The sequence below is a fragment of the Dokdonia sp. Hel_I_63 genome (assembly GCF_007827285.1).
GTDB lineage: Bacteria > Bacteroidota > Bacteroidia > Flavobacteriales > Flavobacteriaceae > Dokdonia.
Window position 1 is genome coordinate 918,450 of sequence record NZ_VISD01000001.1, and the last position, 22,851, is coordinate 941,300.

Annotated in this window: 19 protein-coding genes; 11 read left to right on the top strand and 8 right to left on the bottom strand. The window is 37.3% G+C overall.

Annotated features, from left to right (window positions below):
* Positions 1-22 precede the first annotated feature (22 nt).
* The 5 genes from JM84_RS04095 to JM84_RS04115 form a co-directional block, all read right to left on the bottom strand.
* Positions 23-2,695, bottom strand: coding sequence for an outer membrane protein assembly factor (locus JM84_RS04095; protein ID WP_144782881.1), 2,673 nt, complete (start codon positions 2,693-2,695; stop codon positions 23-25).
* A complete protein-coding gene (locus JM84_RS04100; protein WP_013750326.1) occupies positions 2,628-3,368 on the bottom strand; it encodes an isoprenyl transferase in 741 nt (246 codons plus the stop codon). The genes JM84_RS04095 and JM84_RS04100 overlap by 68 nt, the downstream gene beginning before the upstream one ends.
* A gap of 7 nt (positions 3,369-3,375) precedes the next feature.
* Entirely contained in the window at positions 3,376-4,050 is a 675-nt protein-coding gene (locus tag JM84_RS04105; protein ID WP_013750325.1) for a DUF6089 family protein, read from the bottom strand.
* 155 nt (positions 4,051-4,205) lie between these two features.
* The gene (locus JM84_RS04110) at positions 4,206-5,090 is read right to left on the bottom strand and encodes an NAD kinase (RefSeq protein ID WP_144782883.1); all 885 of its coding nucleotides are present in this window, start codon (positions 5,088-5,090) and stop codon (positions 4,206-4,208) included.
* A 6-nt stretch (positions 5,091-5,096) separates the two neighbouring features.
* Entirely contained in the window at positions 5,097-5,753 is a 657-nt protein-coding gene (locus JM84_RS04115) for a CBS domain-containing protein (protein WP_013750323.1), read from the bottom strand.
* Between the two features lie 78 nt (positions 5,754-5,831).
* Here JM84_RS04115 and JM84_RS04120 point away from each other — a divergent pair, with 78 nt between their 5' ends.
* The 8 genes from JM84_RS04120 (at position 5,832) to clpX (ending at position 14,205) form a co-directional block, all read left to right on the top strand.
* Entirely contained in the window at positions 5,832-6,545 is a 714-nt protein-coding gene (locus tag JM84_RS04120; RefSeq protein WP_013750322.1) for a pyridoxine 5'-phosphate synthase, read from the top strand.
* A 3-nt stretch (positions 6,546-6,548) separates the two neighbouring features.
* Positions 6,549-7,313 carry an alpha/beta fold hydrolase gene (locus JM84_RS04125; protein WP_144782885.1) on the top strand — a complete coding sequence of 255 codons (765 nt, stop codon included), beginning with the start codon at positions 6,549-6,551 and terminating at the stop codon, positions 7,311-7,313.
* Positions 7,314-7,441: 128 nt separating this feature from the next.
* Entirely contained in the window at positions 7,442-8,713 is a 1,272-nt protein-coding gene (locus JM84_RS04130) for an OmpP1/FadL family transporter (protein ID WP_144782886.1), read from the top strand.
* An 11-nt stretch (positions 8,714-8,724) separates the two neighbouring features.
* Entirely contained in the window at positions 8,725-10,311 is a 1,587-nt protein-coding gene (locus tag JM84_RS04135) for an SGNH/GDSL hydrolase family protein (RefSeq protein ID WP_144782888.1), read from the top strand.
* Between the two features lie 103 nt (positions 10,312-10,414).
* Positions 10,415-10,765, top strand: a complete 351-nt coding sequence (locus tag JM84_RS04140; protein ID WP_108877774.1) for a phage holin family protein — start codon at positions 10,415-10,417, stop codon at positions 10,763-10,765.
* A 71-nt stretch (positions 10,766-10,836) separates the two neighbouring features.
* The gene (gene tig / locus JM84_RS04145) at positions 10,837-12,159 is read left to right on the top strand and encodes a trigger factor (RefSeq protein ID WP_144782890.1); all 1,323 of its coding nucleotides are present in this window, start codon (positions 10,837-10,839) and stop codon (positions 12,157-12,159) included.
* Between the two features lie 87 nt (positions 12,160-12,246).
* A complete protein-coding gene (gene clpP, locus JM84_RS04150; protein ID WP_013750316.1) occupies positions 12,247-12,921 on the top strand; it encodes an ATP-dependent Clp endopeptidase proteolytic subunit ClpP in 675 nt (224 codons plus the stop codon).
* 51 nt (positions 12,922-12,972) lie between these two features.
* On the top strand, positions 12,973-14,205 hold the full coding sequence (gene clpX, locus JM84_RS04155; protein ID WP_013750315.1) for an ATP-dependent Clp protease ATP-binding subunit ClpX: 1,233 nt from the start codon (positions 12,973-12,975) through the stop codon (positions 14,203-14,205).
* A 193-nt stretch (positions 14,206-14,398) separates the two neighbouring features.
* Here the strand turns inward: clpX and JM84_RS04160 are convergent, their stop codons facing one another.
* Positions 14,399-15,910 carry a GH3 auxin-responsive promoter family protein gene (locus JM84_RS04160; RefSeq protein WP_013750314.1) on the bottom strand — a complete coding sequence of 504 codons (1,512 nt, stop codon included), beginning with the start codon at positions 15,908-15,910 and terminating at the stop codon, positions 14,399-14,401.
* Positions 15,911-16,011: 101 nt separating this feature from the next.
* On the opposite strand from JM84_RS04160, the gene JM84_RS04165 reads away from it, so the two are divergent.
* A complete protein-coding gene (locus JM84_RS04165) occupies positions 16,012-16,809 on the top strand; it encodes a DUF2797 domain-containing protein (RefSeq protein WP_144782892.1) in 798 nt (265 codons plus the stop codon).
* On the opposite strand, the gene JM84_RS04170 is transcribed toward JM84_RS04165, so the two are convergent.
* On the bottom strand, positions 16,806-17,420 hold the full coding sequence (locus JM84_RS04170) for a LysE family translocator (RefSeq protein ID WP_144782894.1): 615 nt from the start codon (positions 17,418-17,420) through the stop codon (positions 16,806-16,808). The genes JM84_RS04165 and JM84_RS04170 overlap by 4 nt on opposite strands.
* Before the next feature lie 51 nt (positions 17,421-17,471).
* The gene (locus tag JM84_RS04175) at positions 17,472-18,101 is read right to left on the bottom strand and encodes a LysE family transporter (RefSeq protein WP_013750311.1); all 630 of its coding nucleotides are present in this window, start codon (positions 18,099-18,101) and stop codon (positions 17,472-17,474) included.
* A gap of 164 nt (positions 18,102-18,265) precedes the next feature.
* On the opposite strand from JM84_RS04175, the gene der reads away from it, so the two are divergent.
* Positions 18,266-19,573 carry a ribosome biogenesis GTPase Der gene (gene der, locus JM84_RS04180; RefSeq protein WP_144782896.1) on the top strand — a complete coding sequence of 436 codons (1,308 nt, stop codon included), beginning with the start codon at positions 18,266-18,268 and terminating at the stop codon, positions 19,571-19,573.
* 431 nt (positions 19,574-20,004) lie between these two features.
* Complete coding sequence (locus JM84_RS04185; RefSeq protein ID WP_144782898.1) at positions 20,005-22,785, top strand: outer membrane beta-barrel protein; 2,781 nt, start codon at positions 20,005-20,007, stop codon at positions 22,783-22,785.
* The last annotated feature ends 66 nt before the right edge of the window (positions 22,786-22,851 follow it).

The window sequence follows — 22,851 nt, forward strand, 5'->3', positions numbered from 1 at the left end:
TTAGAAATAATCGTGCCAAAAATTAGAACTGCTGACCAATAATGAAGTGTGTTTCCCATCCATTTGCTCCTACAGTACCCGGAATTGGGTCGAATCCATATCCAAAATCCAATCCTAATAAACCAAAGGCTGGCATAAATATACGAATTCCTGCCCCAGCAGATCTACTCAATTGAAACGGGTTATAGTCTCTAAAATTGTCATAAGATGATCCGGCCTCTGCAAAAGTTAATGCGTAAATAGTGGCTTGAGGATTAAATGAAATAGGGTAGCGTAGTTCTAAACTGAATTTATTATAAATAGTTGCACCATCGTTAGCTTGATTCGTACTAGAAAGTGCGGCTCCTCTATCTATAGGAGTCACTGCTTGATTAGGATAACCTCTTAGTCTCACTATCTCTCTACCATCTAGTGAGAAACCACCTAGTCCATCTCCTCCTAAGAAGAAACGCTCAAATGGAGGTACGCCTCTATCTTGATTATAAGCTCCAAGCCATCCAAATTCAATTCCCGTTTGTAGGACAAATTTGCCGACTATCGGAGTATACCATTTACCATCAAATTTCACTTTATAATATTCTAGCCAATTAAAACGCTCTTGGTCAATACGGCCTATCTCGTCACTATCTTGATTCTCCACAGCTACCTCGCGATCTGCAGCAAGTTGTTTGTAGTCTGTGCCGTTCCAAGCAGAGTACGGTAGTGTAAGTTTTGCTGTAAAACTTATTTCTGATCCACCAGTTGGGAAAATACGTCCACCAAAAACTTCCTGACGACTTAAACCTACAGTATATGCTAAGTTTTCTGATGATCCATTACCAAAGGTAAAAAGGCCAGTGTTATAGTTTTGTAAATCAAAGTGCTGGAAACTTATAGCATGCGAAAGGAAAAAGTTCCTATCTGGCCAAGAAAGACGTTTTGAAAGCCCTATCGAACCACCTGTAATTAAAAACTTTCTGTCTCTATCAACACGATCGCTAGCATTACCACTATTAATTCCTGTAAATAGATACTGTATCGTATGTGAAAAAGAGGTTGAAAATTGCACTGGTTGTTTCCCTCCGAACCATGGATCTGTAAGTGAAGCACTATATGTCTGAAAAAACTGACTTGCTTGTGCTCTTAAAGAGAATTTCTGACCATCTCCCATAGGAAGAGGCTGATATGCATCCTTATTAAATATGTTTTGAATAGAGAAGTTATTGAAAGAAAGTCCAAGTGTTCCTACAAAACCACCACCGCCAAAACCTCCTTGAAGTTCTATCTGGCTGGCACCTTGTTCTACTACATTGTACTCTAAATCTACTGTACCAGCTACAGCGTCAAAATTATCAAAATTAGGAGTGAGTTGTTGTGCGTCAAAAAATCCTAATTGTCCGAGCTCTCTAATTGTTCTTACTACTGCATCTTTACTATAACGTTGCCCAGGCTTTGTAAGTAATTCTCTATAAATTACTTTATCCTTAGTTTTATCGTTACCTTTTACAGTTACCTTGTTAAAATAGGCGAGTTTTCCTTCTGAAATACGTACTTCAAAATCAATAGTGTCATTTTGGACACTTGTCTCTACTGCATTAATATTAGAGAAGAGATAACCACTATTTTGGTAAAGATTTGCAATGTTGTCTGAATCTGGATCTGTATCATCTTGTATACGTTCTTTTAGCAGAACTCCATTGTACACATCTCCTTTAAATAGTCCTAGTTGGCGGCTTAATTGGTCATCTGTATACACAGAGTTTCCTATAAAGTCGATATCACCTATGTAATATCTATTACCTTCCTCTACATTAATTTCAAGAGTAATACTTTTGTCATTATTTTTAATAATGGTATCAGATATTACACGTGCATCACGGTACCCTTTTTCTTTATATTTATTTATAAGAGCAACTTTATCTTCTTCGTAATCTGCTTTGATAAATTTTGATCGTTTCCATACACGCCAGATTTTTTTCTCTTTGGTGTTTTTCATAGAACCTAAAAGAGTTCCTCTTTTTAACTTCTCGCGCCCTGTGATATTGATGTCGGCTATTTTTACGCGCTCACCTTTATCAATATTTACAGTCATGTTGACTTTATTTGTACCTATACTATCTGCAGTCGGAACAGTATTGATAAAAACCTTAGAGTTAAGATATCCTTTTTTCTTGTAAGTATTCTCAATGTAATTTTTAGCTGTAGTTTCTAGATTTTCTGTAACCTTAGCCCCTTTATTAAGTCCGTTGTCCTTAATAAAATTAGCCCCTTTTTTCTGCTTAATTCCTTTAAATCTTACTTCATTAAGCTCTGGGACTTCTTTGATGTCTAGCTGTAAGTCTACTTTATTTCCATTTATATCAGTAACATATAGATTAATATCTGAAAAAAGTTCTAGCGACCATAGTTTTTTGATTACGTCTGTAATCTTTTGTCCAGGTAGAAATATCTGTTCTCCTACACGTAATCCTGTAAATGCAATTACGGTATTCTCATTATAAGTGGATACGCCACTTACTTTGATGTCTGCAATTTCATATTTAACTTCAGGATCTAGCGGTAATTCTCTTTGCGCTTGTGCAAAAGTGAAGCTCAAAAGGGCTAAAAAAATCATCCATTTGCCTGTCACTTTTGAAAAAGTAGACGCACTATTTAATTTGTTCACTTGTCTTTCCAAATCTTCGTTCTCTTTTCTGATAATTGTAAATAGCGTCATGTAAATGTTCCTTTCTAAAATCTGGCCACAATATTTCTGTAAAATAAAACTCAGCATAGGCTATCTGCCACAACAAAAAATTACTAATTCGTTGCTCTCCACTCGTACGAATTAACAAATCTACATCCGGCATATCATGGGTGTAAAGATGCTCATTTATACAAGATTCATCTATTTCAGCTGGCGAAATTAGGTTATTTTTAACTTTATCGCTTATTTCTTTGACAGTTTTTATTAGTTCTTCTCTGCTTCCGTAACTTAATGCAAGTGTGAGCTTAAGCCTTTTGTTGTTCTTCGTTTTTTCTATAACCTCGTTGAGTTCTCTTTGCGCTTTTTTAGGTAAAGAGCTCGTATTACCAATAGTGTTGAGGGAAACATCGTTGTCTTGTAAAGTAGAAATTTCTTTCTTTAAAGAAGATACAAGAAGATTCATGAGCGTGTCTACTTCTGCCTTAGGGCGATTCCAATTTTCTGTAGAAAAAGCATAAAGGGTTAGGTAAGGTACACCAAGTTCGGCTGCCGCTTCTACCGCTTCTCTTACTGCTTTAGACCCTTTCTTGTGACCTACAGCTCTAAGAAGGCCTTGTTTTTTTGCCCACCTACCATTACCATCCATAATAATGGCAATGTGCTGGGGTAACTTTTCTTTATTAATCTGGGCAAGTACGTCCATTATATTATTAAAATCCGCAGTAACAAGGTCTACGGCCAAAGGTAAAACTCACGGTTAATCCCGTGAATACATACCAATCATTATTATTTTTATTTCCTAAACTTAGCGCATCTTCTCCCGCAGGATCGCTGCCATCTATATTATCTGTAAATGTATAACGTGCACCACCTTCCAGAGCTATGACCATCTTACTATTTACTGCTACTTTATAACCTAATACTATTGGAATTGCAACGTCTAGCGCGTTTCCACTCGCTGTAACACCATTTATATTTGAAATATTTTCTTGATTAAAGACTGTAAGACCAGTATATAAATATGGCGCGTTTGCGTTACGATCTTTAAACATGTCAAATTCCCAAAAGGTATATTCTAAGCCTAATGAAACCTCCTGAAGACTATTAGTAAAGGATAATCCTCTGCTCTGTCTCCTAGCCTCATGGCTATCTTCGTCACTTCCTTCCAACTCTGTGAACAGTGCTGTAAATCTAAATGAATGTCTGGAGCTTCTATTCCACTTAAAAATAGCGCCAAAAACAGGCTTATTTGGAGAAAAGTAGCTAGTAGACCCTATGTCACTTACAACATTAGATCCTCCTAAAAACCCTCCTATTTCATAAGTCTGAGCTTGTGTTTTAGTATTCCAAAAAATGGCGATCAAAATAATCGTCAAGTACTTCATATAGCGTTAAAAGTTTGCAAATATAACAATTCTGTGTTGGTACTAGCAATTAGGGGTTGCTAAGATGTTGTCGGTTAGTTTACGCTTTCGCGAAAGCGTAATTAAATACGTACTAGTTGCCCTTACAGAAAACACATTAAACGCATAAATATTGTTTAGTTTCTTTTATCTTCTCCCCAAAGGAGTTTGCGACGAAGTGTTTTTAAAAAACTATCTCCTTCCAATCGTATGAGGCTTATTTCAAATGGCGCCTTTTCCAAAGTGATAATGGTCTCATTATCTAGTGTAGCTATGCGGGAATCAAGCGAAATCAAATGTTGTTCTTCTCTTCCAGAAACGCTAAGCTCTATTACCGTGTTATCTGGGATCACTAGTGGTCTTGCATTTAAGTTATGCGGAGCGATAGGTGTGAGTATAAGACTAGAGGTATGCGGAGTGATTACTGGGCCTCCACAGCTAAGCGAGTATCCAGTAGAGCCTGTAGGAGTTGCAACAATAAGTCCATCTGCCCAATAATTTGTTAAGTCTTCACCATCAAGCTTAGTCTTTACCGAGATCATAGAAGTAGTGTTTTTTCTACTCACCGCAATCTCGTTAAGTGCAAAGTTAAGTTCCCCTATTTCTTCTGAGAGTTTACTTGTAGTGATTTGCAGCAAACTCCTTTTAGAGATGCTATATTTTCCAGTTAATATCTTATCAATAGAAGCTTCAATGTCATTTCTCTTGATGGTTGCTAGAAAACCTAATCGCCCAGTGTTAATACCTACTATTGGGATGTTAAGGTCTCTTACGTAGGTAACTGTCTTAAGTATGGTTCCATCACCACCTATGCTCACAAAAAGATTGTAACTGTTGTCTAACTCCTTAAACGTAGAAAAATGATTGTAGTCTCTTTCAATAGCGTCATTCTCATGTATGAGTTTAAGGAAGTTTTTTTCTATAATAACTTCTACTTGCTTTTTGTCAAGAATATCAAGAAGTTGCTGAATGTATTGTCCCGCTTCTTTATGATAAAACTGACCGTAAATACCAATTTTCATAATCTATTAGATATTAAGGTATTTTTCTAGGTACTGAGAGCGCTCTCTTAAGTCTGTCAGGAAGGTATCTTCTTGGTGACTAGACACCACATTATAGCTATACCTTCTAAAGGCTGCGAGAATGTCATTAAAATTTGATCTACCAATTTTTATCGAAATTTCGGCAACGTCATTTTCTATTCTAGAGATAAACATTCCCCAGATTTTGCCATCATTAGACTCTACAATCTGACTTATTTCACTAAAAGAGTAATCTTGGATGCCTTTTTCTATTACTACCACGCTTCCTGGCTCACTTATAAAAGGAGTGCTGTTAAAGAAGCTCATTACATCTTCTAACTCATAGTAGCCTAAATATGTGTTTTTCTCGTCTAGCACTGGCATCATGTTAGAACCATGTTGTGCAAAAGTCTCAAGTACGTCTAGCCAGTTTGTGTCATAACGCACAAAAAATTGCTCATATCCGTGGCTATATTCACTTATGGGAGTATCTGCATCTAGACAATGTGTGTCATTTTCAGGTAGTGATCCTACATAAACACCTTCTCGTTCTATAGGAACATGAGAGTAAGTAGTTTGACTAAAAATAGACTGCACTTCACCTATATTCTGCTTTTCAGAAACTGGAGAAATATCATTTATAATGAAATCTGTTAACGTCATACTGCAAAATAATGAAAAAATAACCGCCTAGCAGCGGTCTCTTTGTATTTTTGTGATATCAAATAATACCATATTGCTATGACAAAATTAAGTGTAAACATAAATAAGGTTGCTACATTACGTAACGCAAGGGGAGGTAATGTTCCAGATTTATTAAAAGTAGCGAGTGACCTTGAAAAAATGGGTGCTCAAGGAATAACCATTCATCCCCGTCCAGATGAGCGCCATATAAGATATCAAGATGCGAGAGACCTTGTAGATGTAGTTACTACAGAGTTTAATATAGAAGGTAATCCTATCCAGAAGTTCATAGACCTAGTTCTCGAGACTAAGCCTACACAAGTTACCCTCGTTCCAGATGCTGTAGATGCTATTACGAGTAATGCTGGCTGGGATACCATTAAACATAAAAGCTTCTTGCAAGAAGTAATTCAAGAGTTTAAAGAAGCAGGAATCCGAACCTCAATTTTTGTAGATCCAGTATTGGAAATGGTTGAGGGTGCAAAAGAAACAGGTGCAGATCGTATCGAGTTGTATACGGAGTCCTATGCAGATGGTTACGTGCTTAATAAGGAAGAAGCTATAAAGCCATTTATCGCTGCCGCTTTTCATGCAAGTGATATAGGAATAGGGATTAATGCTGGGCACGATTTGTCACTAGATAATATCGAATATTTTCATAATAGCATTCCAGATTTGCTAGAGGTTTCTATAGGTCATGCGTTGATGGCAGAGTCTTTATATCTAGGTTTTGAAACAGTGATAACTTCTTATCTTAAAAAACTTCAATAATTCATGTTGCATTCTAATATCATAGGGGAAGGTGAGCCTCTCGTCATATTACACGGCTTTCTAGGGATGGGTGATAACTGGAAAACACTATCAAAACAATTTGCAGAAGATGGTTTTCAAGTTCACCTTGTGGACCAGCGTAATCATGGTCGTAGTTTTCACAGTGACGAGTTTAGCTATGAATTAATGGTAGAAGACCTCAAGTCTTATTGTTTAGAAAATGGACTTGAAGAATTCTATTTGCTTGGACACTCAATGGGAGGTAAGGTTGCTATGCTTTATGCTACTACACATCCAAATATGGTAAAGAAATTAATCATAGCAGATATAGGTGTAAAAGAATATCCACAACATCATCAGACCATTCTTGAGGGACTAACTGCCTTGTCAAATGATGCTCCAGCAATGACGAGTCGTTCAGGAGCAGATGATTTTCTTTCGCAATATATTACAGATGATGGTACGAGAATGTTTTTGCTCAAAAACCTTTATTGGAAAGAAAAGGGCGTTCTTGGTTTTAGAATGAACCTCAAAGCGCTTATAGGAAATATAGAACAAATAGGAAAAGCACTTCCAGACAGAGTTTCATATGGAGGAGAGGTGCTTTTTTTAAGAGGAGATAGGTCTAATTATATTCTTAACGAGGATGAAAAAGGTCTTTATAACGCTTTCGCGAAAGCGCAATTAACTACCATTTCAAACGCTGGTCACTGGCTTCATGCAGAAAATCCTAAAGATTTTTACAAAGAAGTGATAAATTTTTTATAACATTGTTTCAGCAAATTTACTATGTATGCATAGTAAATTGGTAATAAAACTATGAATCCCTTATAAATACTGTATTTTTGAGGGAGGATTATTAAGAATAACACATTTCCCTTAACCTAAATTAAATTATGAAAAAAGTATTAAGTGTCGTTGTGCTACTACTCGTATGTGCTGTAACGTATGCCGGTGGATACCGTGTAAGTTTACAAGGACAACGCGGTCTAGCGATGGGTCACACTGGTGTGGCAATGGTTAATAATGCAGAGATTGCATTCTTTAACCCAGGAGGTCTAGTTCATCTAGAAGGAAAATTGAATATAGCCGTAGGAGGTTTTGGTGTATTCTCTGATGTAAAGTTCCAGAACGCTGAGTTTGGGCAAACTTCACAAACAGAGAGTCCTACAGGAACGCCTTTGTATTTATATGCAAGTTATAACGTGAGTGAAAAACTAGCAGTAGGTCTAGCTGTATATACCCCTTACGGAAGTACGGTAGAGTATCCTACAGATTGGTCTGGATCACATTTAGTTAATAATATTGATCTCTCGGCTATTTTTGTGCAGCCTTTAGTTTCTGTAAAATTACTTGAAGACTTAAGTATTGGAGGAGGGCCTATCCTAGCTATTGGAGGCGTAAACTTTAATCGTAATCTTTCTCGTAACCTTACAGATATTGATGGTAATCGCTCAAATGTTACGATTGATTCTCAAGGTCTAACTGCTTTTGGTTTTTCTGTAGGAGCTATGATTACTCCTAATGATCAGTGGTCATTTGGTGTTAACTACAGGTCTAGAATCGATATCGATGTAGAGCAAGGAGATGGTGATGCAGTATTCTCAAATGTGCCTAACTCTCCGCTTGCTCCTATTGCAAATGGAACTTATGATTTTACAGCAACATTACCTTTACCAGCTGAGTGGACAGTAGGAGTTTCTTATAAGCCATCAGATAAGTGGACACTTAACTTTGACTGGAACTACGCAGAGTGGGATGCTTATGAAGCATTAGACATTATGTTCCTTAACACAGACGGCTCTCTTGCTTTAGAGTCTATAAACCCTCGTAATTATAAGAATGCTTCCAGTTACCGTATAGGTGCTCAGTTTGATGTGAGTTCTAAATTTGTTCTTCGTGGAGGTGCTTACTTCGATGAGTCTCCAGTACAAGATGGTTTCTTTGCTCCAGAAACTCCACGTAACGATTCTTACGGATTTACAGGTGGATTTACTTATAATGTAACAGATAAGTTAGCAATTGACGCTTCTTTCCTTTACTTAACATTTAAGGAAATTGATGCTTCTTACGATTCTTATGTAGAAGGTGGAGAGCGTGTTCCTTTTGGAGGAACTTATAAATCAAGTGCATTTGCACCAGGTTTAGGTCTTAGTTATAAATTATAAAAATAGCATTGATGAAAAAATATTTCAATTATATAGCACTTCCGGCACTCGCACTTGGATTAGTTGCGTGTGAGCCAGAATTTGACAACGACATCACAGAGAATCAGGATTTTTACACTAGTGGTAGTGCAGATTTCTCAAGCTACGTTTCTGTAGGAAACTCTCTTACTGCAGGTTTTGCAGATGGCGCTTTGTACATCACAGGTCAAGAAAACTCTTACCCGAACATTATGGCGCAGCAATTTGCGCTTGCAGGAGGTGGTAGTTTTTCTCAACCTTTAGTAAGTGATAACCTTGGTGGACTTACTTTAGGAGGTATGCAAATTACAGAAAATCGTTTTGTACTTGCCACAGACGCAGATGGCAACCCAGGACCTGCACGTCTTGCAGGAACTCCTACTACAGAGGTTTCAAACATTGTTGCGGGACCATTTAATAACGTAGGTGTACCAGGAGCAAAAAGTTTTCACCTTGTAGCACCAGGTTACGGTAATGTTGCTGGTGTAGCTACAGGTCAAGCAAATCCTTATTTTGCTCGTTTTGCTAGTTCAGCAAACACGACTGTAATGGCAGAAGCCCTTGCAGCAAACCCAACATTCTTTTCTTTATGGATAGGTAACAATGATATCTTAGGTTTTGCAACATCGGGCGGAGCAGGAGCAGATCAAACAGGAAACCCTGATGCGACCACTTATGGTCCTAACGATATTACAGATCCTACATTATTTGCAGGTGTATATGCTCAAGAAGTAGCGGCACTTACAAGTACGGGAGCAAAGGGGGCATTAGTAAACATTCCAGATGTAACTTCTATTCCTTTCTTTACTACGGTTCCGTCACAGGCAATACCGCTAGATGAGGAAACAGCAGCAACACTCAATGCTAGTTTTGCAGCTTATAATACACAAGTATTGCCAGGACTTGCTTCTTTTGGGGTTATTACAGCAGAAGAAGCTGCTGCTCGTCAAATTAATTTTAGTGCTGGATCAAACTTTATCACTATTCAGGATGAAGATTTGACTGATATTTCAACTATAGTCCAAGGAGCACCTTTTAACTTAGATCCTATTACAGCTGCTTTATTATCTCAGTTACGTCAGACTACAAATGATGACTTAGTCCCTCTTACAACTGCTGGAGTTTTAGGAACTATAGATGAGGCTTATGTAGGATTTTTAGTTTCTCAAGGTGTTCCTGTAGAACAAGCTGGATTATTAGCAATAAACGGTGTGTCTAGACCATTACAAGATCAATTTGTGCTTACTACGCAAGAGCAAGCACTGGTAACTGCGGCACAAACACAATACAATGCAACAATCCAAGCCCTAGCAGACGCTAATGGACTTGCTTACGTAGATGCTAGAACTGCGCTACAAAATGTAGCAAATGGTGGTGTGGCTTTTAGTGGAGGTATTCTTTCTTCACAATTTGTGACAGGAGGAGCGTTCTCTTTAGATGGAGTACATCCAACGCCTAGAGGTTATGCATTTACTGCAAATGCGGTTATTAATGCGATTAATAGTACTTATGGATCAACGATTCCAGGAGTAGATATAGGAAACTATGCTTCGGTAACGATAAGTAATGACGTAAACTAAAATCGGTTTACTTATAATATCTAAAAAGCGCCTTTATTAAAGGCGCTTTTTTTATGTGTAAATTTACGCTTTCGCGAAAGCGTAACCCTTAAAATTCAATCTTATGAAATCTATAATCAAAATTTTACTAACAGCTGTGGCGGTAGTGGTGCTTTCAAAGCTGCTTCCAGGTGTTGCTGTAGATGGTTTTGTGACGGCAATTATTGTCGCTATAATATTAGCATTACTTAAATTTATCGTTAGACCTATACTTGTTATACTGACGCTTCCGGTAACGATTTTGACCTTTGGTTTGTTCCTTTTTATCATCAATGCTTTCATAATATTGATAGCAGATTACTTTATAGGAGGCTTTTCGGTGAGTGGTATTTGGGTGGCATTACTCTTTAGTATCTTACTTAGTATTTTTCAAAGTATATTGTTTTCACTTATTAAAGACGACAGCAAGAGCTAGTTAAGCACATCTTAAAAGATTGTTGTACTCGTAAAAATATTGTATTTTTGCGCCCTCAAAATTACATCATAATGAATATTACAAAAGAGCAAATAGACGACCTGAACGCAGTAGTAAAGGTAGAAATCGTTAAAGAAGATTATAACGAGAAAGTAGAGTCTATCCTTAAAAACTACCGTAAAACGGCAAATATTCCTGGTTTTAGAAAAGGTCATGTCCCTATGGGAATGATTAAAAAGCAGTACGGAACAGCTGTAAGAGTTGATGAGGTAAATAAAATACTTCAAGAAGCTTTAGGTAAGTTTTTACAGGAAGAAAAGCTAGATGTGTTAGGTAATCCACTTCCTAAAAACCAAGAAGGTTTTAATTGGGATACAGATGATTATAATTTTGAATTTGAATTAGGAATGGCTCCTAAGTTTGATGTAAATCTTACGCCTAAGAAAGCCGTTACAAGTTATAAAATCAAAGTAGATGACAAGATGGTAGATAGCCAGGTCACTACCATAAGAAAGCAATACGGTACGCTAGTTTCTCAAACTGAAGTTGCAAAGGATAGTGAAATCACTGGTACTTTTGTAAACGAAGAAGCGGGAATTGATAACCAAGCGACTTTTGAAATAGAGCAAGTAAAAGGAAAGAAGAATGTAGATGCATTAGTAGGAGCAAAGCCTGGTGATGTAATTACGTTAAAAACTAAAAGTTTATTTTCTGAGCCTGGAACCTACCAAGCGGCTTTAAAGATCTCTGAAGATCAAGCAAAAGAAATGAATGCAGAACTTACTTTTACACTAACCGAAACAAACAAGCGTGAGCAAGCAGACCTTGATCAAGAGTTATTTGATAAGTTATTTGGTAAGGATGTTGTAAAAAGTACAACGGAGCTTAAAGAAAAGATTAAAGAAGATGGAGAGCGCCAGTTTGTACAGCAGAGTGATCAACAACTTATGAATGACGTTACTGAGCGTCTTATAGATGAAACTAAGTTTGATCTTCCTTCAGAATTCCTTGCTAGATGGATACAGACTAGTGGTGAGAAGCCTATGACAGAGGAGGAGGCAAAAGAAGAGTTTACTCGTTCTGAAAAAGGCCTAAGATGGCAACTTATAGAAGGGAAAGTAGTAACAGATAATAAACTTCAAGTAACTTTTGAAGAATTAAAAGATTACGCAAAAGATATGATCAAATCGCAGATGATGCAATACGGTCAGATGAACCCTGAAGATAAGGAGCTAGAAGATATTGCAGCACGTATCCTTGGTAATCAAGAAGAGGTAAAGCGTTTATCTGAGCAGCTTATGAATGTGAAAATGCTTACGTTCTTTAAAGAAAATGTAAAACTTAAGGAGAAGGAAGTAACCTTTGACGAATTTGTTAAGGAAGTTTACAATTAGAATACTTCCTATATAATAAGTATCTTTAAAGCGTTTTACTTGTATTAGTAAAACGCTTTTTTTTAAAATATATATTGCTATAAAAATATGGATTACGGAAAAGAATTTAAAGATTTTGCAATCAAAGATCAGGGTGTAAACTCTAATTATTACGATAAAATTATTACGAGTATGTTGCCACAGGGCCTTACTCCTAATATCATTGAAGAGCGCCAGATGAACATCGCTATCTTTGATGTATTTTCTCGTTTAATGATGGATCGCATCATTTTCTTGGGAACAGGAATTAATGATCAGGTTGCAAATATTGTACAGGCACAGTTACTATTTTTAGAAAGTACAGATGCAAATAAGGATATCCAGATTTACATCAACTCTCCAGGAGGAAGTGTGTATGCTGGTCTAGGTATTTATGACACTATGCAGTTTATCAAGCCAGACGTTGCTACCATTTGTACAGGTATGGCAGCATCTATGGGAGCTGTATTGCTTTGTGCAGGCGCAAAAGGTAAGCGTAGTGGTTTACCACATAGCCGTGTGATGATTCACCAGCCTATGGGTGGAGCGCAAGGTCAAGCATCAGATATCGAGATTACTGCAAAGGAGATCTTGACGCTTAAGAAGGAACTTTACGATATTATTGCAAAGCATTCTGGTCAGGATTACGATAAGGTATATAACGATAGTGATCGTGATTACTGGATGAAAGCAGATAAAGCGCTTGAGTATGGTATGATAGATGAAATATTGAAGAGAGACTAATGAGGTTTATGCTTTCGCGAAAGCGTATAATATCTCAAAACAGTAAATAAAATGGCAAAGGAAGATTTAGAATGTTCATTTTGTGGTAGAAAAAAACCGGAGACTAGCTTACTAATTGCTGGGCTTGACGCGCACATCTGTGATAGATGTATCGAGCAAGCACATGGTATTGTGATAGAAGAGTCTAAGGATGTTGCTACAAATGATCTTGAAGGAGAGCTTAAGTTAAGAAAGCCACAAGAAATTAAAGAGTTTCTTGATGGGTACGTTATAGGTCAAGAATTTACAAAAAGAGTAATGTCTGTAGCGGTATACAATCACTACAAACGATTATTACAGCCTGCGACAGATGATGATATAGAGATCCAAAAGAGTAACATCGTGATGGTGGGACAAACAGGAACTGGTAAAACACTTATCGCAAAGACAATCGCTCGTATGCTTAATGTGCCTCTTGCTATTGTAGATGCTACAGTGCTTACAGAAGCAGGTTATGTAGGTGAGGATGTTGAAAGTATACTAACACGTCTTTTACAAGCAGCTGACTATAATCTTGAAAAAGCACAGAGGGGAATCGTTTTTATAGATGAGATAGATAAAATTGCTCGTAAGAGTGATAACCCATCTATTACTCGTGATGTGAGTGGAGAAGGTGTGCAACAAGCGTTATTAAAACTATTAGAAGGTACCGTAGTAAACGTGCCGCCTAAGGGAGGACGTAAGCATCCAGATCAAAAGTTTATTGAGGTAGATACAGAGAATATCTTATTTATCGCTGGAGGAGCCTTTGATGGTATTGAACGCCACATTTCTAAGCGTTTAAATATGCAAGCAATGGGGTTTGTGGCTAGTAAAAGTGAAGATGTAGTAGAGAAGGATAATATGCTTAAATATATTATTCCTAAGGATCTTAAAGATTTTGGTCTTATACCAGAAATCATAGGTCGTCTGCCAGTATTGACACACATGGACCCATTAGATGCTGGAACGCTAAGAGCTATCCTTACAGAGCCTAAAAATGCTATAATAAAGCAATATAAAAAGCTTTTTAGTATGGATGATATTGAGCTTACCATTACAGATGAAGCTTTGGATTATATGGTAGGTAAAGCTATTGAGTACAAACTTGGCGCAAGAGGATTGCGTAGTTTATGCGAGGCTATCCTTACAGACGCTATGTTTGATCTTCCTAGTTCTGACGAGAAATCGCTGAATGTGACTAAGACGTACGCAGAGGGTAAATTGAATAAATCTACGCTCAAAAAATTGAAAGCAGCTTCATAATAATGAGGTCAGATAAATAGATTAAAAAGGTACTCTTGTGAGTGCCTTTTTTTATGGTTTTGAGTGAGCATTTTAGGTTTTAGAAACAGAATGTATTGTGGTGAGTACGCTTTCGCGAAAGCGTAAAAAAACCAACGATTTCGGTTAGTGGTGAAGTTTATTGTGTGAGATCTTTTTTAAAACTTGATTGATATTATGCAAGTTCAAGCAGTGCTTCTACAAAATCTCTCTTATTTGATAATCTAGGTACTTTATGCTGTCCTCCAAGTTTGTTGTTTTCTCTGAGCCAGTCATAAAATAGATTTTCTCTCGCGCTGTGGATAGTGGGCGCGTTTAAGGTGGTGTTATTAAAACGCTTTGCTTGATAATCACTGTTTACTTCTTGAAGTGCAAGGTCTAGTTTGTGATTAAAAAGTGCGATATCATCTGGCGGATTCTTAAATTCTATAATCCACTCGTGAGCACCTTTTTCCTTTCCTTCCATGAATATAGGTGCGGCGGTATAGTCTTTTATTTCGGCACCTGTCTCGCTTGTCGCTCTCTTGAGTGCTTCTTCTGCATTCTCAATTATAAGCTCTTCTCCAAAAACGTTGATGTGATGTTTTGTTCTCCCCGTAACTTTAATTCTATATGGGCTGGTGCTTGTAAATCTTACGGTGTCGCCTATTTTATACCTCCACAACCCTGCATTTGTAGTGATAACAATCGCATAATTTACTCCTACTTCTACCTCTGTAAGCGGTATCACGTTTTGCCCAGGAGTTCCATAGGTAGTCATAGGTATAAATTCATAAAAAATACCATAATCGAGCATGAGCAATAATTCCTTAGAGTCATTCTGACCTTGTATGGCAAAAAATCCTTCTGAGGCATTGTAAATCTCGTAATATTTAAATGAATTAGACGGGATCAACTTTTGGTATTGCTCCATGTAAGGGTCAAAACTTACGCCTCCATGAAAGTACACCTCAAGGTTAGGCCACACTTCAAGTAAATTTGATCTGCCCGTAGTCTCAAGAACATTATTTAACAAAACAAGCATCCATGAAGGTACTCCAGACAGGCTAGTTACATCCTGCTGGATAGTCTCGTCTACAATGGCTTGCATCTTGGTTTCCCAATCACTTAGCAGGGAAACCCCGTTAGTTGGTGTACTGCTGAACTCTGCCCAGAAAGGCATATTATCAATTAATATAGCCGAAAGATCACCATACACAGTTCCATTATCCTGGTACAACTGCTTGCTGCCGCCTAGCCTTAGTCCTTTGCCAGAAAATAATTGTGACCCCTCATTATTATTGAGGTACATGCACAGCAAATCCTTACTTGCTGCATAGTGGCAGTTTTCAAGTGATTCTGGGCTTACAGGAATGTACTTGCTGCGAGCATTTGTAGTACCACTACTTTGTGCAAACCATTTTATAGGTGTAGGCCACATTATGTTTGTCTCACCTTTACGGCTTCGCTCTATATATTCTTGATTTTCCTCATATGAGGTTACTGGAATGCGATCTGCAAACTCACGATATGACTTGATTGATTTAAAGTCATAAGCCCTGCCTATCTCGGTATCTTTTGCTTTCTCTATGAGTTTAGTGCGCAATTCTTCTTGAACCTCAGAGGGGTACTTCATAAAAAGTTCCATCTGGTGAATGCGTTTTTTTAAGAACCAAGAAGCAATGGAATGCACTAAAGGGATAGCCATAAAGTTGGTATATTTACACGTATATAACGGGATAGGTTATTGCTTTCGCGAAAGCTAATTTAACCTTATTTCCCCACATTTTGTAATCAAAGTTTTCTTAAATGCAATACCAAGGTGTCCTTAGAAAAATGCAAACGGAGCACACAGATCCTATAAATTACTATTTAGTTATGGATGGTGACTTCATACAAATGAATCAACTCTTAGGAAAAAGGTTGCATATAGAATTTGTAAGATACGAATGCCTGGCTTGTGGCGAAAATAAAAAGATTTTCCGTCAAGGGTATTGCTATGATGACTTTTATAAAGTCCCACAAGCTGCCGATTGGATCATGAAGCCTGAGCTTTCTAAAGCCCATTTAGACGAAGAAGAGAGAGATCTAGAATATGAGAAAAAGGTGCAGCTACAACCACATATTGTATATCTAGCAAACTCAAGTAATGTAAAGGTAGGAGTGACTCGTAAGACCCAAGTTCCTACAAGGTGGATAGATCAAGGTGCTCATGAAGCAGTAGAGATTGTTGAAGTGCCTAATAGATACCTGGCGGGTATAACAGAACTAGCACTAAAAGAGCATGTTTCAGATAAGACTAACTGGCGCAAGATGCTCAAAAATGATATAGAAGACTTAAGTCTCACAGAGTATAGGGATGCGCTTAAAAAATATATACCAGAAGAGGCACAGCAGTATTTTATACCTAGCAATGAAGAAACTCACATTCACTTTCCGGTAGATAAATATCCAGAAAAATTAAAAACTCTTAATCTTGATAAAACTCCGGCTTATGAAGGTGTTCTAAAAGGGATTAAAGGACAGTATCTCATTTTTGAAGATGATACCGTATTTAATGTGCGTAGCTGGGAAGGATATGTAATACGCTTAGAAGTACTTTCTTAAGTAACAGTGAGTTTAATGACTTGCATACAGGCCAATATTATGAGCGTAATACCTATGTAGCGATTAATATTACTTCCTGATGAATGTTGCTTTTTTTTTATATGAGTGCCAAATCTACTATAACCGTATAGTGTCACAACCTTTCCTATAAAAACACCACTAAGGAATAATGTGATGAATAAAGCTGAGTGTGATTCATTACTTGATAACCACCTGCCTAGTAGAGAGAACACTAAAATCCAATAAATAAGAACAGGTGGATTGATAACACTAAGAGTAAATCCTAGAAGATACTTAGATGATTTTTTTCTTTCTGGCCTTGTGCTTTCTTTCTTATTAAGAGCAAAGTAAAGCCCAACAGTTGCAAGAACTGCAGCAACTACATATTGTACCCAAAGATTCATCTCAAAAAAATCTTGTACAATCATGCCAAAGGAAAATGCTATAAAGGCTAGTAATACTTCTCCTAGTCCAGCACCATAACTTATTTTTAATGACTCTCTGTGAGATTCATTTAGAGAGGTTTTTATTACAGCAAGATTTGATGCGCCAGGAGGAAGTGCTCCCAAAATGGTAGTCATAATGCCCAGAAGTAATGCTGTAAGAATCATAAGCACTTAGTGGTACACTTTTGAGAAAGCTTACTTTTAATAATTAAAATTTTAATCGATTATGAGTTTGATGGCTTGGATTGCTCCGGCAACAATAAGAACAACACCTATAATTTTATTGAGCGTTCCCTTGAACTTTGAAAAATTTGAAGTCATATACTCGCTAGCTTTACCGTAGAGATAAAGCAGTCCAAATTTACCAGCAAAAACCCCGACTAAGAAAAATATGATGAGTAGCCATGGGGAGTTTTTATCTAAAATAACATACCTAGAACTTATAGAAAATATAGCAGTCCAGTAAATAAACATCGGGATGTTCAGTCCGCCTAATAAAAGACCATTGATAAATCGTTTAGGCCTACTAGATGAGTCATTATCATTATCAGTATTCTTTTTAATAAGAAAATAGACCCCTACAGCTATCATGATAACGATAAAAGTAATCTGTATCCACTCGTATTTTTCAAATATTCTCTTCGCAAGCACGCCAAAAGCAAGCGCTAGTCCAGCGATTATGATCTCTCCTAGCGCAGCTCCATAGGCTAGGTGGAGTCCTTTAGTGAGATTTTTATCACTTGTGTATTTTACAACAGCAAGATTAGTCGCGCTAGGTGGTAGCGTGGCAATTATGGCTCCTATAAGTCCTATAGAAAGTGTAAGTATGTATGCGATAATGATCATAGCAGATAGCAAAGCTACGTTATAACCATATGTATTGACAAGAGTTTATCATATCCTTAGGATTTAAGAAATTTACTTCCCAAAATGTTGGTATAAAGAGAACAATCATTTAAATGCATAAGACTGTAGATTAACGCTATCTTTGCACACCTAAAAAATTTACAATGAGTACCATAGTAGCTATCGTAGGACGCCCTAATGTAGGGAAGTCTACTTTTTTTAATCGTCTAGTGCAACGTCGTGAGGCGATTGTAGATGCCGTAAGTGGAGTGACGCGTGATCGTCATTACGGAAAAACAGACTGGAACGGTCGCGAGTTTACCGTTATTGACACAGGAGGATATGTAGTAGGAAGTGATGACGTTTTTGAAGCCGAAATTGATAAGCAAGTAGAACTTGCTATTGATGAGTCTGACGCTATTATATTTATGGTAGATGTAGAGCATGGTGTAACAGGTATGGATGAAGAGGTTGCAAAACTACTTCGTAGATCAAAAAAACCTATTTTCCTTGCTGTAAATAAAGTAGATAATAATAAAAGAGCAGCAGATGCTGTTGAGTTTTATAACCTAGGACTAGGTGATTATTATACCATTGCCGCTACAAATGGTAGTGGGACTGGAGATCTTCTCGATGCTGTTGTTGAAGCTCTTCCAGAGCAAGTAGAAGAGGAGGAAAAAGATGAATTACCAAGATTTGCTGTAGTAGGTCGTCCTAACGCAGGAAAATCATCTTTTATTAATGCACTGATAGGTGAGGACAGATATATTGTAACAGATATCGCTGGTACTACTCGTGACGCAATGGATACAAAGTACAATCGCTTTGGATTTGAGTTTAACCTTGTCGATACGGCAGGAATACGCCGTAAGGCAAAAGTAAAAGAAGATCTTGAGTTTTACTCAGTAATGAGATCTGTAAGAGCTATTGAGCACGCAGATGTGATTTTACTAGTAGTAGATGCAACAAGGGGTTTTGATGGCCAGGTTCAAAATATATTTTGGCTAGCAGAGCGTAATAGAAAAGGAATCGTGATTCTTGTAAATAAGTGGGACCTTGTAGAAAAGGAGACAAACACTATGAAGAATTTTGAAAAGCACATCAGACAACAGATAGAGCCTTTTACAGATGTACCTATTGTATTTATTTCTGTACTGGAGAAACAACGCATCTTTAAAGCAATTGAAACTGCGGTAAAAGTATATGAAAGCAAAACGAAGCGTATTAAAACAAGCGAACTTAATGAGTTCTTCTTGCCGCTAGTAGAAGCCTTCCCGCCACCAGCAATTAAGGGTAAATATGTGAAGATTAAGTACTGTATGCAACTTCCTACACCACAACCTCAATTTGCGTTGTTCTGTAACTTGCCACAGTATCTTAAAGAAGGGTATAGAAGATTCTTAGAAAATAAACTTCGTGCAGCTTACGACTTCTCAGGAGTGCCTATTTCTATCTATTTTAGAAAAAAATAATTAAAAGTACACTTTCGTGAAAACGAAACATAAAACAAAAAGCTATCAGACCTCTGATAGCTTTTGTTGTTTATAATAGTTTTCTAACGGCTCCTTGCAGCCTATAATACATCTCCCGAATGTTAGCCTAGTAACCCTAGAAGCCAAAAAATAATAAAAAAGATGATGATGGTGCTTATGCATCCACCACCTAGTTTTTTTGCGCCATATGCGGCAATAAGTCCTTTAATGATTTTATTCATGATAATTGGTTTAAGGGTTAGTGATGCAAACTTACATCACTCTTATTCTTGTATGAGTTAATAATCTGTTATGTGTTTAAGATTCCAAGAGAAGAGCGTGTTAAATTTTTATTAAAATCCCACTAGAAGCATAGCATTTGGAAGTAATCATTGTTTATTTGATAGACATCAATCAATCAGCTGTTTATAATGCGAATTAATCAACTAGTACTCCTTGCGATAGGGCTATTCTTATCTGTAGCTATGCAGGCGCAAAACTTTTCAATTACTGGAACTCTTAAAGACAAGGATTCAAAACAAACGCTGGAAGCAGCAACGGTATTTTTAGAGACCGTAAAAGATAGTACACTCATTACGTATACGATTACAAACCAAGAGGGGTTTTTTCAACTAGAAGGTCGCGCACAAGAGAAAGATGCACGTGTAAATATCTCCTTTCTGGGTTATGAGAACTTTACAAAAAATGTAGATTTAAGTACGGGTGATATTGTGCTTGGAGATATAGAAGTAGCACCTTCTACAAATACCTTGGGCGAAGTTATTGTAAAAAGTAGAGCTCCGGTAACCGTAAAAAAAGACACGTTAGAGTTTAATGTTTCTTCTTTTAAAACTAAGAAAGATGCAAATATTGAGGACTTGCTTAAGGAGCTGCCAGGCGTTGAGGTAGATGAAAGCGGCAAGATTTTAGTAAATGGTAAGGAAGTAAATAAAATTCTAGTTAATGGTAAGCCGTTTTTTGGTGATGATCCAACCATTGCTACACGCAACCTCACTAAAGAAATCGTAGAGAAAATACAAGTAGTAGATACTAAGACAGATGATGAGGCTTTTGCAGGCGAAGATGGTGATCAAGAGAGTAAGACTATCAATCTCACTATCTCAGAAGAAAAAAATAAAGGAGTCTTTGGTAGAGTGGCTGCTGGTGGTGGGACAGATAATCGTTTTGAATATGCAGGTATTGTAAATGCTTTTGATAACGAGCGACGCATCAGCGTGCTTGCTGGTGGTAACAATATCAACTCAGCTGGGTTTAGTTTTGGAGAGATAAGAAAAATGTTTGGAGGAGGAAGAAGCGTTTACTTTAATGGCAACGGAAGCTTTGGTATTGACGGAAGGAGCTTTGGAGGTGGACAAGGAATTGTAAATAGCCGCAGTGTAGGAGCAAATTATACAGACGAGTATGCAAAAGGCTTTGATGCCAATATGGATTATTTCTACTCGGCTGCAAACTCTTTTGATGAGACTCGTGTAGAGCGCGAGAATATTTTACCAGACAGACGGTTTTTTACAAACAGTGATTCTCGTAATGACTCAAACTCAGATAACCATAGTATTAATACCACTATCAATATTAAAAAGGATTCTACACTACTCATTAATATCAAGCCCAAATTCTCTTTTGCAAATAGTGAGACGCGCTTCCGCCGTACAGAGGAGTCACTTAATGAAGACGGTGAGAGAATCAATGAGTCGGCAACAAACAATTTTGTAACAGACGAGGGGAAGAATTTTGAAAACACCTTAAGTGTTACCAAGAAATGGGGAGACAAAGGAGCTTATGTGAGAGCACGTGTACAAAACGAAATCAATAGACAAGAGAGTGAAGACTTTATAGTGTCAAACACAGAGATATTTGGCGATAACCCGTCAGTAATTAATCGTAATCAGTTTACAGATGGAGAAACTAAACTTGACGGTTATAATCTCAACCTCACATATAGAGTTCCTTTAGTTGCCAAAAAGTTATTCCTTGATGTAGATTTTGGTCACCGTAGCGATAGTAGAAAGCGCAAGCGAAGCACCTTTGACTTTGATGAGGTAACACAGCAATATGCTATTCTCAATCAAGAATTAAGTACAGACTTTGAAGGTCGTAATTCGCGCACAACGCCTAAGCTCGGACTTAATTACGACAATGAGAAACTAAATGTAAACGTAAGTGCAGGATACGTTTTTCGCACCTTAGAGAATAACGACAACTTGCGCCCAGAACTAGATATCAAACAAAATTTTGAAGCTTTAGAACTTGATACGTACGTAAATTACAGGTTTAGCCCTAAAGCATCTATGTATGCAAGTTTAGGTAAGAGCAACAGACCTCCAGAAGTCACGCAGCTCAATCCATTTGTAGATGTGTCAGACCCACTTAATATTGTGGAAGGGAATCCTAATCTTGCTCCATCAAATGATTATAACTTTTATGGAGGATTTAATAACTATGATTTCCAAAAAGGAGGAGGGTGGTATCTCAATGGAAATGGAAGGTTTACAAACGATGCTATTGTGCGTAAAACCACCATAGATGATAACCTAGTAAGTCGCACTACTTATGTAAACGTAAATGGTAATTATAGCGTAGGAGCAGGAGGAGGTTATAATAAGAATGTAAAAATAGATTCCTTACGTAGTATAAAATATGGCGGAGGTATTTACACAAACTTTGGACGTAACGTAAACTTTAATAACGAAGTGCAATATGCTAGTAAAACGAGATCACTTACGCCACGTATAAATTTTACATACACATGGAAAAAGTTATTTGAGGTTAGGCCTAGTTATAACATCTCGATTTCAAAAACTCAATTTGGTCTAGACGCTTTTGAAGATCAAGATTTCATATCTCATAATGTTTCATTGGGAACGGCTTTGTTTGTTCCCAAAAATTGGGAATGGCGTAATGATATTAACTATAATTACAACCCAAACATTGCATCAGATTTTCAGCGAAGTGCAGTGTTTTGGAACTCGACACTTGCTTATTCATTTGCCAAAGAGCGCGCTACCGCAACCTTGAAAGTGTATGATGTACTAGATCAAAATACAAACGCAAGGCGTACTGCAAATGCAAACTTTATACAAGATGTGCAGAGCACCGTATTAGAGCAATACTTTATGCTTAGCCTAAGTTGGAAGTTCAATACGCTAGGAAAAAAAGGAGAAACAAATGATGGTGGGGTATTTTTCTTTTAACGCTTTCGCGAAAGCGTACCTCAACAAAACACTCATTTCTTAATTAAAAACCTTATTTTTCTGAGC

Coding starts and splice junctions, on each gene's coding strand:
- JM84_RS04160 (WP_013750314.1), bottom strand. CDS start 15,910: ATGGCTATCCCTTTAGTGCATTCCATTGCTTCTTGGTTCTTAAAAAAA.
- JM84_RS04130 (WP_144782886.1), top strand. CDS start 7,442: ATGAAAAAAGTATTAAGTGTCGTTGTGCTACTACTCGTATGTGCTGTA.
- JM84_RS04125 (WP_144782885.1), top strand. CDS start 6,549: ATGTTGCATTCTAATATCATAGGGGAAGGTGAGCCTCTCGTCATATTA.
- JM84_RS04185 (WP_144782898.1), top strand. CDS start 20,005: ATGCGAATTAATCAACTAGTACTCCTTGCGATAGGGCTATTCTTATCT.
- JM84_RS04175 (WP_013750311.1), bottom strand. CDS start 18,101: ATGATCATTATCGCATACATACTTACACTTTCTATAGGACTTATAGGA.
- clpP (WP_013750316.1), top strand. CDS start 12,247: ATGGATTACGGAAAAGAATTTAAAGATTTTGCAATCAAAGATCAGGGT.
- JM84_RS04120 (WP_013750322.1), top strand. CDS start 5,832: ATGACAAAATTAAGTGTAAACATAAATAAGGTTGCTACATTACGTAAC.
- tig (WP_144782890.1), top strand. CDS start 10,837: ATGAATATTACAAAAGAGCAAATAGACGACCTGAACGCAGTAGTAAAG.
- der (WP_144782896.1), top strand. CDS start 18,266: ATGAGTACCATAGTAGCTATCGTAGGACGCCCTAATGTAGGGAAGTCT.
- JM84_RS04110 (WP_144782883.1), bottom strand. CDS start 5,090: ATGAAAATTGGTATTTACGGTCAGTTTTATCATAAAGAAGCGGGACAA.
- JM84_RS04140 (WP_108877774.1), top strand. CDS start 10,415: ATGAAATCTATAATCAAAATTTTACTAACAGCTGTGGCGGTAGTGGTG.
- JM84_RS04105 (WP_013750325.1), bottom strand. CDS start 4,050: ATGAAGTACTTGACGATTATTTTGATCGCCATTTTTTGGAATACTAAA.
- JM84_RS04135 (WP_144782888.1), top strand. CDS start 8,725: ATGAAAAAATATTTCAATTATATAGCACTTCCGGCACTCGCACTTGGA.
- JM84_RS04095 (WP_144782881.1), bottom strand. CDS start 2,695: ATGACGCTATTTACAATTATCAGAAAAGAGAACGAAGATTTGGAAAGA.
- JM84_RS04170 (WP_144782894.1), bottom strand. CDS start 17,420: ATGATTCTTACAGCATTACTTCTGGGCATTATGACTACCATTTTGGGA.
- JM84_RS04165 (WP_144782892.1), top strand. CDS start 16,012: ATGCAATACCAAGGTGTCCTTAGAAAAATGCAAACGGAGCACACAGAT.
- JM84_RS04100 (WP_013750326.1), bottom strand. CDS start 3,368: ATGGACGTACTTGCCCAGATTAATAAAGAAAAGTTACCCCAGCACATT.
- JM84_RS04115 (WP_013750323.1), bottom strand. CDS start 5,753: ATGACGTTAACAGATTTCATTATAAATGATATTTCTCCAGTTTCTGAA.
- clpX (WP_013750315.1), top strand. CDS start 12,973: ATGGCAAAGGAAGATTTAGAATGTTCATTTTGTGGTAGAAAAAAACCG.